Here is a 12,955-nt window from a genome sequence, read left to right as displayed (position 1 = left end):
ATCTGATTACTTGACGCCATAGCGCGCGAGGAACTTGGTGGAGGACATGCGCAGGACGCGATCGAAGAGGAAGCCCATGATGCCGAGCACGATGATGCCGACGAAGGTCCAGTCGATACGGCCGTAGTTACGGGCCTGCCAGATCATCGAGCCGAGGCCGTGCTCGGAGGCGACTATCTCCGCGGAGACAATGGTCAGGAAGCTGTTTCCCATTGCCAGACGGGCGCCGGTGACGATGCCGGGAACCGCGGACGGCAGCACCACCGTCTGCATGATCTGGAGCCGGCCGGCGCCCAGATTGGTCGCCGCCTGCAGTTTGTTCTCGCTGATCGAGACGGTGGCGGCGATCGTGCTCACCGTTACGATGAACACCGAGGTGTAGAAGATCAGCACCACCTTGGAGGTCTCACCGATACCGAACCACACCACGGCAAGCGTCACGAAGGCGATCGGTGGGATGAACCGGAAGAACTCGATATAGGGGTCGAGCAGTTGCCGGATCAAGTTGAACCGCCCCATCAAAATCCCGATCGGCGCCCCGACGATCACCCCGAGGCTCCAGCCGAGCAGAATGCGCTGCCCCGAGGCGACCACCGAGGTCCACAGGACGCCGCTCTCGGACAGTTCACCCGCCGCCTGCCACACTTCGGCAGGCGAGGCGATGGTCGTCGGGCCGTACCACCATGCCAAGAACGACCAGACCGCGAGTCCGAGCAGCGCCGAGCCGAGCCACAATGCCCCGGTGCGCAGTACCTGGTTCCCGATTCGCATTCCGGCGCTACGCGCCGGGACCGTGCCACGTGACGCACGGATTTCCGCTACGGCGGTCATACCTTTTCCTCCTCGCCCCGGACGCCCGCGAGGCCCGGTTCGCCTTCGAATCCCTGATTACGCAGGGCCGCGACGACTTCGGCCCGGATATCGTCACGCAGCTGCTCGTACAGTTCGATCACCTCGGGATTCGCCCGGTCGCGCGGACGCGGCGCGGAAACGTCGTAGACACTCTTGATCCGTGCTCTGGGGCCGGCCGTCATCACCACGACACGATCGGCGAGGGTGAGCGCCTCGTCGATATCGTGGGTGACGAAGACGACCGTGCAGCCGGTATGCCGCCAGATCTTGTCCAACTCGGTCTGCAGGACCTGGCGTGTCTGGGCGTCCAGCGCACCGAACGGTTCGTCCATCAGCACCAGCGAGGGCTGGTTGGCCAGTACCCGCGCGATCTGTACCCGCTGGCGCATCCCGCCGGAGAGCTGGGCCGGGAATTTTGCGCCGGCATGCGGCAGGCCGACCATCCCCAGGTATTCCGCCGCTATCCGCGCCTGTTCGGCTTTTTTCGCGCCGTGCATCCGCGGTCCGTAGGCGACGTTCTGTGCGACGGTCATCCAGTCGAACAGCGCCTCCGAGCTCTGGAAAACCATGCCGGCATGGCGGTTGCCACCGTCGATGTCCACGTCGTCGCAGCTGATGGCGCCGGCCGTGGGGCGGACGAACCCGGCCATGGCGGAGAGCAGCGTCGATTTACCGCAACCGCTGGGCCCGAGCAGGCAGACGAATTCGCCCGGCCGTACCGCAAGATCGATCCCCGAGACGATCTCGGCAGTTCCGAAATTGATGTCCAGGTCCCGGATGTGCACCGAGACCCCTTTGTCGGCAGTGCCCGCTCTTGTGATATCGGATGTGGTTACGGTCATTTCTTCTCTTCCTTGTACCAATCGAGCAGCATCGCCGACCGCAGGTCGGGCTGCTCGGAGAGGACGCCGATGTCCTGATAGAAATCGACGATCTGCTGCGCCGAATCCACGTCCTCGTCGGTCAGATTCGTTACCCGGAAGTCGATTTCGCGGATCGCGACCAGGGTCTGCTCGTCGTCCACGTTCACTGCGGTCCGGGTGGCGGCCGCGGCCCGGGCGGGGTCCTGTTCGACTCGTTCGCCCGCGGCCGCCAGCACCTGCGCGAACCGCTGCGCTTCGGCCGGATTCTTCGCTAGCCACGAATCGGTGGATACCGCCCAATGGTGATAGATCCAGTCGAAATCTCCGGTCACCCCGACGACCCGGCCGATTCCCTGCGTCACCGCCGCGGTCGGCCACGGCTCCCACAGCACATAACCGTCGATATCCCCACGGGCGAGCAGTGCCGGCATATCGCTGGGGGTCGCCGCGATCATCTCGACGGAATCGGCAGCGATACCGTTTGCCCGCAGATATTTATCGGTCGACACCTGCCCGAGGCCGGGTACGAATCCGATCTTCTCGATATCGGCGGCGGTCTGTATACCGTTGCGCAGGACGACCTTGATGTAATCTCCCGACGCTTCGTAGGCGAATATCGCGCGCATATCGGGGTTCTGCCGCAGCTGCGAAATGGTCGTGGTGTCCGAACTGCCGGCCAGCTGAACCTGGCCACTGGCGAGCGCGTCGACCGCTTCCCCACCGCTGCCGAACTGCACGAGTTCGATATTCAGGCCGGCCTCGCGAAACATTCCCTCCTGATCCGCGAGAAAGAACGTCGCGAACGACGAGTCGATACCCACCGCGACCCGGATCGTTCCGCCCGCACTCGCTTCCGCCTCCCGCGTCGCGGGTCTGGTGCATGCTCCCAGCGTGATCGCCAACGCCACCGCGAGTATCGCGAACGACACTCTCCTGTATCTAGATCGCCACGCCATCTCTGCACCCTCATTCTGTGATCTGCACCGCAATCGCCGCGCCTTGGACAGCGAACCTATCCGCTGTCCCCGAGCGCGCGAACGAACGCGGTCCGGGGAGCGGACCGGCATATCGGCACGGACGGCGAGCGACCCCGATGACCACGGACAGCCGGCTACCGACCGGGTCATAGGATGAATATTGGTCTATTCGATCCCGATGACCAGCACGTTTCCCATATATTTCCGGACCGTTGCCCAAATGCGCCATACGACCGGCCCGCCACTTCCACCATCGCGCGCATCCCACGAACGCCTGGCGCGCCTGACCGACGAAAGCACCGGGGCCGGTCGCGCATCCTGCACGACCGGCCCCGGACGGACTTGACAGTCGGAGTAGCCTATACGGCCGATTTCGCTCGCTCGGCGGCTTCGGCAAGGAATTCCAAGCTCAGCGGGTTGTACTCCTCGGCATGCTCGTGTTGCGGCCAATGACCGCACGCGGGATACAGCTGCAACCGCGCGCCGGGGATATCGGCCGCAAGCTTTTCGGCCTCGGGCACATCCCCAAACGGGTTCTCGTGTCCCCACACCACCAGGGTCGGCGCGGTGATCCGGGCCAGCCGATCCGGCCGCAGCAGATTGCGCCGGCGGATCTCCATATTCTGCAACGACAGCAGATTGCCGATATTCGCGACGAAATCCGGCTCGTGGTAGATCCGGTGCCGGACCTGCACCAGTTCTTCGGTGGCGTCGGCGGCATCATGCATGAGCAACCGCAACCGAGCGCGCGTCAGTTCGATATCGTCGCTCTGCACCGCTTTCGTCGTGGACATGCGGATACGCTCCATGATCTCCGGGTTCGCCACAGTGCCACCCGCCGCGAGCAGTTGTAGCGAAAGCACCCGTTCGGGGTGATCACTGGCCAGGTAGGCCGCAACCCAGCCGCCGAGCGATTCGCCGACCAGATGCGCCTTCTCCAGCCCCACCGCATCGAGGTAATCGAGCAGGTGCCGGACATAGCGCGGAATCTCGTACGGATAATCGGGCTTGCCCGTATAACCATGGCCGAGCATATCGATGGCGTGACATTCGTACCGGGCAGCATGCGGGACGATATTGCGGGCGAATGCTTCGAGATGCCCGCTGGTGCCGTGCAGGAATATCACCGCTTCGGCCCCGCTGCCCGCCTGCAACGCGCGGGTGGGAATACCGGCGGCGTCGACGGTTTTCAGCGCGAAATCCACGCCGGCCAATTCGTTCCAGATAGTCATATCGAATCCTTGTCGTAAAGGGTGAGAATCGGGTGCCCGACAGGGCATCTGTCACCGGGCGACGGGCTGCCGAGCGGGGTCCAGTACGGTGACGCCCATTCCGGTGAGCCATTCCGGGACGACTTCGTACGCGAGCCGCTCCCCCGGGATGTAGTCCAGCATCGCGGCCATCATCAGCCAGGTTCGCAATTCCTGTGCCCCGTTGCCTGCCGCGTCCTCGAGGTCGGCGGTGCCGTATCCGCCGAGTTCGGCGGCCCTGCCCAGGCTGAACAGTTCGAGGACCCGGTTGTCGAACTCCGGGGAGATCGCGGCTTCGGCAGCGCGGATTATCTGCCGCCGCCGTACGTCGTAATCGGCCCAGTTCTCCCGGCCGTCGAGCCAGGCGCGCACCATGAAGTCCTCGTCGTCACCGTGCGGATCCCGCCAGTCCGGCCAGGGGAGTCGATGTGAAAGCCCTCCGGAGGCGATCACCGCGACGCGGCTGTCCGCCGGATAGGCGGCCACCGCCTCCCGCAGGGCGACCGCGAATTCGGCACATCGTTCGAAGGTCGGCAGCGGCGGCGCGAAAACATTCACCACCAGCGGCACGATCGGGACGTCCAGCCCGGCGAGCAGGTACTGGATAGCGTGTGACTGGCCGTGATCGATCTGCAGGCGCGCCGAGAACGCCGGATCGAAACGACCGCCCTCGACCAGGGAGTCTGCCAGATGCCGGGCCATCGCGATATCGACCTGCTGCGGCCCTTCCGGGGTACCCGACTCACCACTGGCAATACATTCGCCGACCCCCAGCGTGAACGGCGGGATGAGATCGAGCCAGAAACCGCGAAAATGGTTGGATCCCAGCAAGATCACCACATCCGGGCGCGCGGCGGCGATCCGGTCCCGGGCCGCGTACAGTCCGTCGCGGAAACGTTGCGCTTCGGCCTTGTGGGTCGTCTGCTCCCAGTGGGTGTTCATCAGCGTGCTGTGCGACGCCCCTACCCCCAGCACGATATTCGCCATCAGTCGATACCTACTTCCTCGAGCGTGCGAGTCGCCGTATCCACGGCCACCCGGACCAGATACCGGGTGAACTGTTCGGCCGCCCGCAGGTCCACGGTGTTCATTCCTCGCGCGAAATCCACGTCGAACGGCGCGTCGACCACCTTCGGCATGCCCACCCGGACGGTCGGTATCCCCCTACCTCGCAGGATATTGGCGTCTGTCGCGCCGCTGGCATCGCCTACCTCGTGGTGCGGCCGGCCCGTCATCGCCTCCCAGGCGTCTATGGCACTACGGCACAGCCACATACGCGGATCGGAGGATTCGCCGGGGATGGCCAGTATCTGCCGGGCATCGATACGCGCGTCCAGTTCACCGGCGATCGCCCGCACCGCGGCCAGTAGTTCCCGTTTGGCGGCCGTCGGACTCGACCGTGGGCTCAGCCGCAGGTCGACCATCATATGCACCTGTTCCGGAGTGAACGAGGCCGTGCGCGGCCACCCGCCACGGATGTTGGCGACCATGCCCTGCGGGCACACCAGTCCGTCCTGATGCGCCTGCGAGTATCTCGGAAACCACTGCTCCAGCCGATCCGCCACAGCGCCCGCGAGCGCGACCGGATTACGGTATGGCAGCCGGTGCCGTGATCCGACGTAGGTGTGGGTGCCGTGAACGACTATCTCGAACCAGGTCAGGCCCACCTCTTCCCAGGAAACGGTCCATCCGGGCTTGGCGATGAGCGCGAAATCCGCCCATACCCCCTGCTCCAGCAGGAACGAGCAACCGACACCTTGTCCGGTGTTACGCCGCGAACCGTCGCCCTCCGGCCGGGCATTCGTGGGCATTCCACCGGCACCGAACGCGGCAATCAGGTCACCGGTCAGCGGAATTCCTGCCGTATGTACCGCTTCGGTCGCCGCCATGACGCACGCGGCGTGCCCCTTCGGGTTCGAGGCGCCGAGCCCGGTGACATAGTCGCCGTCCACGCTTGCCCGCGCCGTCATATCCGGACGCAGGTCATCGCCCGCCCAGGGCAGGTCCTCCTGGGTGTTTCCGCTCGTCACGGTGTCGATCGGCGCGTAGAACATCAGGTCCGGGCCGGTACCGGCACCGGGCACACGAGCCCATGAATTGGCCTGCCGGGCGTCGAGTTCCATCGTGTGTGCCTCGATGCCGGCGCCGGTGAACACCTCGGTGATATGCCGCGCCAGCGGTGCTTCGTCGCCCGTCGGACTGGCGATATCGACCAATCCGGTGATCCGCTCGCGCAAGCGGGCGTAGTCCACAGCAGCCCAGGCCTGTTCGGTCCAGGAGCGGCGTCGTTCGTCGAGCCCGGCGAGTGGGCCGGCCACGGCCGTCATTGCGGGGTGACCTGATGAATCTGGGTGTTGTTCCGCGCGGCCAGAAAACGCCAGGCCTTCGGCGCGGTGACGGCCAGCAGTACCCCGGCCGCGACACCGGCAACAATTCTGCGCATGGGATCGTCCTTCGCTATTCGGTCTCGGCGGTGGCCGGAGAGTCAGGCTGCGGCACACCGTTGGTTTCTGCCGGCGCGGATGCCGTTGCGGCCGTGTTCCGGCCGGCGGCCCGCCGCGCGCGTACGGGCCGTTCCGGCTTCGCCGGTTGATGAGCCACAGCTGCGGCGATTTTGTCGGCATACTCTGCTTCGGCGAGATTGCGCCATGCGGTGAGCGAGATATCGGGCCGGTAGAGCTTCTCCGGAGGCGCGTCGGTGACACGCACCATCCATTCGTCCTGGCCGGAGAACTGGCCGTGGAACAACCAGCGGATGGCACCGAGGTATTTCGCGTAGAACCCCAGCTTGCGCACGCCGGTCACGAAATTGACCATCAGCCCCACATAGTTGTGCCGTTCGTCGTCCACCGGGACGTAGAATTCGTAGTGGATGAAGTTCGGGTACGCGATGCGCAGAACACCCGGCATCGACAGTGAGGCGAAACCGGGAAAATTTTGCGCCTCGATCACCGGGTCGGTCCGCAACCCGGCTCCCACGTTGCCGATCTGCGAGATCTGTGTCTCGTCCGGCTTCTTCTTCCACCAGCGCTTGTTGGTCCATCTGCCGACACCGGGGAATTCGGCCTCCCAGTGCACCTCGTCCTGGACCCGGTAGATCCAGCGGCCCTCGGGCACGATCCGGGTGATATTCCACGTGGGCATGGGTTTGAACAACCGCCACAGCGATGTGCGGTGCAGGTATTTCGCGTGCCCCTCATCGAACCCGTTCTCGCACGCGAAACGCCAGTTGCCCCGGCGCGGCTGGATCCGGCCGCCCACGATGCCCTCGTTTTCCACCAGTTCCCGGGGGAGCTGCTCGTCGATCGGTGGCACCGGTTCGTTCCCGATCGGGATGTACACCCACACCAGTCCCAGGCGTTCGGCCACCGGATAGGTCTGCACCGCGAGCTTTCCGCACACCTTCGAATCGGGACCGTCGGTGATGACGGCGGCGAGTTCGCCGTCGGTCAGCCGGAAGGTCCAGCCGTGGTACGGGCAGCTGACGGTACCGGGGAACTGCTGATCCCCCTCCGACAGCGGCACACCACGATGCGGGCACCGGTCATGCAGGGCATAGGCGGTTCCGTTGTCACGGATCAGTGCCAGCTTCTCACCGCAGATCGTATGGCTCGTGGGCTTACCGGTGATGTGGTTCGACCACGTCACCGGATACCAATACCCGCGGTAGCCGCTGCCCGCCTGGTCGTAATAGGGCCAGGCCGTCCAGTCCTGTCGGCCCGCCGCCCGCGCGCGCTCCGGGAGCGTGGGCCGGGTGGCCGGTGCCTCGACACCAGTCATATGAGTTCAGTCCTCTCGATGCGAGATCGTCCGGTGGCACCGATCTTCGGCCCGGCGGCGGCGGCACCCAATGGATCGGGTTCGCTCAGCAGACCGGAGGGCGTCGCCCGCGGCGCGCCGCCCCGGTCTTGTCAGGTGCGCGGCATCGGGATACCGGGGGGCCTCTTCGCCGCAGGCCCGTGCGAACGCGACGGGGCTTCGCGGCCCGCAGCGGGCGGAGCTCCCGACCGTTCACGGCACCGAGCAGCGCCGTCGCTCGTGCACGGTTTCCCGATCATCTGTCATAGGCCGATGCGAAAAACTCCGGTCCCCGACGGCCGACAGTCCCGGACCGCCCAGCGGACCGCGAACCTTTGGCCCGGCGCCGGTATGCGGTCGAGTGTGTCTATGGCTTCTCGACCGAACAGCTTGTACGCCACCGCGGCCGGTGTGAAATTCCACTATCACGACATGGGGGCCGGTTCGCCCACACTCTTCCTGCACGGCGGCGGCCCCGGCTGCACCGCCTGGTCGGACTTCGGGCCGGTCGCGGAACTGTTCGCCCGGGACCGCCGGGCGCTGCTCGTGGACCTTCTGCAGTACGGCAAATCCGATAAATGCACGATCACCGGTCCGATGTGGGATTTCCATGCCGCGAAAATGGTGGCGCTGCTCGACGAACTCGGTATCGACCGCGCGGATTTCGTCTGTAATTCGTGGGGCGGCACCATCGCACTGGATCTCGCGGCCAAATACCCCGAGCGGGTCCGCAGCCTGGTGATCACGGGCAGTATGCCGGTGTTCTACGGCCCACTCGCACCGCTGCCCGAGGCCGGGCGCCGGGGCCGCAATGCCCGCGACGTCTACTACGGGGGCGAAGGGCCGACCCGGGAGAAAATGCGCCGGCTCATCACCGGACTCGAATGGTTCGACGGCAGCCGACTCCCCGAGGAAACCCTCGAGATGCGCTATCAGCAGAGCCTGGATTCCGGCGAAACCGCCCTGGCCGCCCGATCGGACAATCCGCGCGGCGACTGGCAGGATCTCACGGCCGAACTCGGGATGATCCAGGCGCCCGTACTTTTCGCATGGGGTATGCACGATGCGTTTCTCACGCCCGACTACCCGCTGATGCTCGCCCGAATGGTGCCGCGCGGTCACCTCTACGTCATGGACCGGGCCTCACACCATCTGCAGGAAGAACGCCCGTACGACTACTACAGCGTGGTCACCGGTTTCCTGAACCAGCAGCATCCGTGATCGCGGGCGGGATTCGCGAGCCCACGGACGCGCGAACGCCTATAGAACACAACCGGTTTCGACTCGTCCTGACTCTCGGCGCGCTCACCGCGCTGGGCCCGTTCACGGTGGATATGTATCTGCCCGCGCTGCCGGTGATCGCCGCCGATCTGGGGACCAGCGACGCCACGATCCAGCTCACCCTCACCGCGACCCTGATCGGGGTGGCGGTAGGGCAGCTCGTCATCGGTCCGCTGTCGGATGCATACGGCCGGCGCCGGCCGTTGATCGCCGGGTCGGCGATCCACGTCGCGGCTTCGGTCGCATGCTACTTCGCCCCCTCGGTCGCGGTCCTCGCCGGCTTACGCACCCTCCAGGGCGTCGGTGCCGCGGCCACCGCGGTGATCGCCATGGCGGTGGTCCGCGACCTGTTCACCGGCCGGGAGGCGGCGGTCGTCCTGTCACGGCTGATGCTCGTGATGGGGGTCGCGCCGGTGCTGGCTCCCTCGATCGGCGGTCTGCTCATCCCCATGGTCTCCTGGCACGGGGTGTTTCTCGCCCTGGCCGGCCTCGGGGTTGTGATGGTCGTACTCGGCTGCTGGGCACTGCCGGAAACCCTCCCGCGGGCGGCGCGGGCCCGCCATGGAACCATTTCGCTGTTCCGGAGCTACGGCGTCCTCGTCCGGGACCGCGTCTTCGTGCTGCTGGTACTGGTCTGCGGTCTGGTCAGGGCGGTCCTGTGGGCTTATATCGCCGGGTCGGCGTTCGTTCTCCAGCACCAGTTCGAGTTGAGCCCGCAGCTCTACGGTTTCGCTTTCGCGGTCGGGGCCGTGGCACTGATCGGCGCGTCGCAGCTGAATGTGTTGTTGCTCGGCCACTGGTCCCCTGACCGCATCTGCCTGGTATCACTGCTGGTGAGCGTGATCACCGGCGCAGTATTCGTCGTTGTATCCGCTACGGATACCGGTGGGCTGACGGGTTTCGCCGTACCGCTGATGGTGCTGCTGGGCGCCACCGGGCTCGCGATGCCCAACTCCGTCGCCTCGGCGTTGTCCCGGCACGGTGCAGCGGCCGGGTCCGCCGCTGCGGTGGTCGGTTTCACCCAGTTCGGTGCCGCTGCGATCGCCGCACCCGCGGTCGGTCTGCTGGGTAATTCGGCCCTGGCGATCGCGATCGCCATGACCGGCGCCGCCGCCCTCGCCCTCCTCGGCTTCCTCGCCGCGCGGCGGCACAGCCGGCGGCAGAACGACCGGGTAACGCCCGGCGGCCGGTAACGACCCACGGGTGTGCACCGGCACCGCGAAGCCTGCCCGTGCCTGTTTCGCGCTCTACCATCGGCGGCGAACCGATTCGATCGCTGCGGCCCGGCCGGGCGCGAGGGGAGCATGGTGTCCGAGACCTCCGCTGCCGGTGGACCGGGAGAACTGCGGCGCAGCCTGGGTGTGACCGATGCTGTGCTGATCGGGCTCGGTGCCATGCTCGGGGCCGGGATCTTCGCGGCCCTGGCTCCGGCGGCGCGGGCCGCGGGCTCGGGATTACTGTTCGGGCTGGCCGTGGCCGCGGTGGTGGCCTATTGCAACGCCACGTCGTCGGCCCGGCTTGCCGCGCGGTATCCGGCCTCCGGCGGCACCTACGTGTACGGACGGGAACGGCTCGGGGAGTTCTGGGGATATCTCGCGGGCTGGTGTTTCGTCGTCGGCAAAACCGCTTCGTGCGCGGCTATGGCGTTGACGGTCGGTACCTACGCCTGGCCCGGACACGCGCACGCGGTTGCCGCCGGTGCGGTGGTCGCGCTGACCGCGGTGAACTATCGCGGGGTCCAGAAATCTGCGCTGCTGACGCGGGTGATCGTGGCGATCGTACTGGCCGTGCTCGCCGCGGTGGTCGTCGCGGCGGCCCTCGGTGGCGGGGCGGGGCCGGGGCCGGGATCCCGGACGGGGTTCTCCGCGGGCGGCGTACTCCAGGCGGCGGGGTTGCTGTTCTTCGCGTTCGCCGGATACGCGCGGATCGCCACACTCGGTGAGGAAGTGCGCGACCCCGCCCGCACCATTCCCCGCGCGATACCGCTCGCCTTGGCGATAACCGTGGTCGTGTACACGCTCGTCGCCGTCGCGGCACTGCGGACGCTGGGCGCCAACGGGCTGGCGGCGGCGACGGCTCCCTTGTCGGATGTGGTGGACGCGGCGGGCGCCGGCCCGCTCACACCGGTGGTGCGCGCGGGCGCGGTCGTCGCCGCGGTGGGGTCGCTGCTGGCATTGATTCTCGGAGTTTCCCGTACCACGCTGGCCATGGCCCGGGACCGGCATCTCCCGCATGTCCTCGCGGCGGTGCATCCGCGTTTCGCGGTACCGCATCGTGCCGAACTCGCGGTCGGGGCGGTGGTGGCGGTCACCGCCGCGACCGTCGATATCACCGCGGCGATCGGTTTCTCCTCGTTCGGGGTGCTGGTCTACTACGCGATCGCCAATGTTGCGGCCTGGACGCTGCGGCCGTCCGAAGGACGGCCACGACGGTTGATTCCGGTGGTCGGCGTGGTGGGATGTCTGGTGCTGGCCTTCAGCCTGCCCGCGCAGTCGGTTGTCACGGGCGCGCTCGTCGTCGCATTCGGAGCCCTCGTGTATGCAGTCCGGCGGCGCCCGGGTCCGACGCGCGCCGGCCTCGCATAGGGGACGTCAGAAGACCGGGCGAAGGGTTTCGGCCACAGCCTCGGTCCGTCGTCGGTCACCGAGGTCCGGCGATCCCAGCCCGGACCATGCGCACGTGACCGCACTACGGGCAACCATGCAGGCGGGCACCGACGCACCGGAGCCGGCTTCTCGCGGTGTGGATTACGTGACCGTGCCGAGACCTCACACAGAGTGGGTTGCGACCTCGCTGTGACTCCGGACGCAGAAATTGATGGTTCCTTGTCTGGTATCGGGGCGCGCACCGGCGAACACTGAGTCCGTGCGCGAATGACATCAGTGTTCAGCCGACCAGAGGAAACGTTATGACAGCCAGAATCACCAAGATCTTCGCCGCGAGCACCATAGCCTTGGCTCTGGGTGTAATCGCAGCACCCGCTGCATCTGCCCAGGTTCCCGTGATCCCGGGGCTGGGATCGGTCGAAATCTGTGTTCCGGTGGGTAGCGCCGAAGTCTGTATCTGACGTGCCGGTGAGGACCACTGCGGACCTCCCCCCTTCCGAGGCACGCATGCAGTGCGAAACGAGCAGGCCGAGATTGCGCGGCCTGCTCGTTTCATGTTCCGGTCCGGGCATACAGGCATTGCCACGGCACCACGGTCATAGCTAATATCAATCGGTCCGACCGGTCGGGATCTGCCAACTCGACAGAACGGAACTTCCATGAGGCCAACAGCGCGTCTCCAGCGCGTCGGCCCCCGACTTCTCGGCGCGACCGTCGGGGCCGCCGCCCTCTTCTTCGCCGCCGCTCCCGCGGCCGCTCTCCCGGGGACTCCCGAGCGGGTCCAGGCCGACAACGGCCCGAATCCGCTGGTCGAACTGCACAGCTACTGTTCGGCACCGGGGCAGGTCGGCCATCTGGCCGACGGCACCACCGTCTACTGCTCACCCGTCTCGGGCAGCGATACATTCGCGTGGTCGTACTACACCGAAGCGCTGCCGATGGACCCGAACACCATCGACTACAACTGCGACAGCGCGAGCTGCACCTATCCCGACGGCTCCCAGGTCCCGGTAGAGCAGCGCTGCGGTATGCAATGCGGCGAGCCGCCCACACCGGGTGACGTGCAGAACCATCTGAACAACGCCCGGCGCTGACGGTCCGGTCGGCGAGGTCGCACCATCCACCGAACGGGCCCGGTCGTGGGCGAACCACGGCCGGGCCCGGCCCGGTGTCCGGAGGCAGCCGACGCTGGGCGAGTCGCCGGGGTCACGCGGCTGCTATCTTCGTGGAGTCACCCCGATACAGGAGACCGAGATGGTTGGTGAACTCGACATCTCCGGAGCCACCCGGCTCTGACGGCCACCAGTTGGGCGCATACGGGCGCCGCT

Annotated in this window: 12 protein-coding genes; 5 read left to right on the top strand and 7 right to left on the bottom strand. The window is 66.6% G+C overall.

All coding sequences use genetic code 11. The features are described from left to right. Positions 1-6 precede the first annotated feature (6 nt). From NFL01S_RS28925 to NFL01S_RS28895, 7 genes are all read right to left on the bottom strand, one after another. Positions 7-831 (bottom strand): ABC transporter permease, encoded by an 825-nt coding sequence (locus tag NFL01S_RS28925; protein WP_062979470.1) that lies wholly within the window; start codon positions 829-831, stop codon positions 7-9. Continuing rightward, positions 828-1,694: an ABC transporter ATP-binding protein gene (locus NFL01S_RS28920; RefSeq protein ID WP_062979469.1), complete on the bottom strand. Its 867-nt coding sequence runs from the start codon at positions 1,692-1,694 to the stop codon at positions 828-830. The genes NFL01S_RS28925 and NFL01S_RS28920 overlap by 4 nt, the downstream gene beginning before the upstream one ends. Continuing rightward, positions 1,691-2,644 (bottom strand): ABC transporter substrate-binding protein, encoded by a 954-nt coding sequence (locus NFL01S_RS28915; protein WP_245670933.1) that lies wholly within the window; start codon positions 2,642-2,644, stop codon positions 1,691-1,693. The genes NFL01S_RS28920 and NFL01S_RS28915 overlap by 4 nt, the downstream gene beginning before the upstream one ends. Before the next feature lie 407 nt (positions 2,645-3,051). Then, positions 3,052-3,924 carry an alpha/beta fold hydrolase gene (locus NFL01S_RS28910; protein ID WP_062979467.1) on the bottom strand — a complete coding sequence of 291 codons (873 nt, stop codon included), beginning with the start codon at positions 3,922-3,924 and terminating at the stop codon, positions 3,052-3,054. A gap of 51 nt (positions 3,925-3,975) precedes the next feature. Beyond that, a complete protein-coding gene (locus tag NFL01S_RS28905) occupies positions 3,976-4,929 on the bottom strand; it encodes a DODA-type extradiol aromatic ring-opening family dioxygenase (protein WP_062979466.1) in 954 nt (317 codons plus the stop codon). Next, a complete protein-coding gene (locus tag NFL01S_RS28900) occupies positions 4,929-6,269 on the bottom strand; it encodes a M20 family metallopeptidase (RefSeq protein ID WP_062979465.1) in 1,341 nt (446 codons plus the stop codon). Before NFL01S_RS28900 ends, NFL01S_RS28905 begins: the two co-directional genes overlap by 1 nt. A gap of 130 nt (positions 6,270-6,399) precedes the next feature. Then, a complete protein-coding gene (locus NFL01S_RS28895; RefSeq protein ID WP_062979464.1) occupies positions 6,400-7,722 on the bottom strand; it encodes an aromatic ring-hydroxylating oxygenase subunit alpha in 1,323 nt (440 codons plus the stop codon). Positions 7,723-8,109: 387 nt separating this feature from the next. Between NFL01S_RS28895 and NFL01S_RS28890 the strand changes: the two genes are divergently transcribed. From NFL01S_RS28890 to NFL01S_RS28875, 5 genes are all read left to right on the top strand, one after another. Then, positions 8,110-8,961: an alpha/beta fold hydrolase gene (locus NFL01S_RS28890; RefSeq protein WP_174555732.1), complete on the top strand. Its 852-nt coding sequence runs from the start codon at positions 8,110-8,112 to the stop codon at positions 8,959-8,961. Beyond that, the gene (locus tag NFL01S_RS28885; protein WP_084493339.1) at positions 8,958-10,214 is read left to right on the top strand and encodes a multidrug effflux MFS transporter; all 1,257 of its coding nucleotides are present in this window, start codon (positions 8,958-8,960) and stop codon (positions 10,212-10,214) included. The genes NFL01S_RS28890 and NFL01S_RS28885 overlap by 4 nt, the downstream gene beginning before the upstream one ends. Positions 10,215-10,415: 201 nt before the next feature. Then, the gene (locus NFL01S_RS28880; protein WP_371851874.1) at positions 10,416-11,606 is read left to right on the top strand and encodes an APC family permease; all 1,191 of its coding nucleotides are present in this window, start codon (positions 10,416-10,418) and stop codon (positions 11,604-11,606) included. A gap of 323 nt (positions 11,607-11,929) precedes the next feature. Further along, positions 11,930-12,088 (top strand): hypothetical protein, encoded by a 159-nt coding sequence (locus NFL01S_RS35815; RefSeq protein WP_156052373.1) that lies wholly within the window; start codon positions 11,930-11,932, stop codon positions 12,086-12,088. A gap of 198 nt (positions 12,089-12,286) precedes the next feature. After that, complete coding sequence (locus NFL01S_RS28875; protein WP_062979462.1) at positions 12,287-12,721, top strand: hypothetical protein; 435 nt, start codon at positions 12,287-12,289, stop codon at positions 12,719-12,721. Positions 12,722-12,955 lie beyond the last annotated feature (234 nt).

It is taken from the genome of Nocardia flavorosea NBRC 108225, assembly GCF_001613385.1.
Taxonomy (GTDB): Bacteria; Actinomycetota; Actinomycetes; order Mycobacteriales; family Mycobacteriaceae; genus Nocardia; species Nocardia flavorosea.
Note: the sequence above shows the minus strand (reverse complement) of the source record. Positions and strands in the feature narration are given on the sequence as shown.

What these genes read in the sequence shown, in the direction of transcription:
- NFL01S_RS28925 (WP_062979470.1), bottom strand. Translation starts at nt 831, where the DNA reads ATGACCGCCGTAGCGGAAATCCGTGCGTCACGTGGCACGGTCCCGGCG.
- NFL01S_RS28920 (WP_062979469.1), bottom strand. Translation starts at nt 1,694, where the DNA reads ATGACCGTAACCACATCCGATATCACAAGAGCGGGCACTGCCGACAAA.
- NFL01S_RS28910 (WP_062979467.1), bottom strand. Translation starts at nt 3,924, where the DNA reads ATGACTATCTGGAACGAATTGGCCGGCGTGGATTTCGCGCTGAAAACC.
- NFL01S_RS28905 (WP_062979466.1), bottom strand. Translation starts at nt 4,929, where the DNA reads ATGGCGAATATCGTGCTGGGGGTAGGGGCGTCGCACAGCACGCTGATG.
- NFL01S_RS28900 (WP_062979465.1), bottom strand. Translation starts at nt 6,269, where the DNA reads ATGACGGCCGTGGCCGGCCCACTCGCCGGGCTCGACGAACGACGCCGC.
- NFL01S_RS28895 (WP_062979464.1), bottom strand. Translation starts at nt 7,722, where the DNA reads ATGACTGGTGTCGAGGCACCGGCCACCCGGCCCACGCTCCCGGAGCGC.
- NFL01S_RS28890 (WP_174555732.1), top strand. Translation starts at nt 8,110, where the DNA reads ATGGCTTCTCGACCGAACAGCTTGTACGCCACCGCGGCCGGTGTGAAA.
- NFL01S_RS28880 (WP_371851874.1), top strand. Translation starts at nt 10,416, where the DNA reads ATGCTCGGGGCCGGGATCTTCGCGGCCCTGGCTCCGGCGGCGCGGGCC.
- NFL01S_RS35815 (WP_156052373.1), top strand. Translation starts at nt 11,930, where the DNA reads ATGACAGCCAGAATCACCAAGATCTTCGCCGCGAGCACCATAGCCTTG.
- NFL01S_RS28875 (WP_062979462.1), top strand. Translation starts at nt 12,287, where the DNA reads ATGAGGCCAACAGCGCGTCTCCAGCGCGTCGGCCCCCGACTTCTCGGC.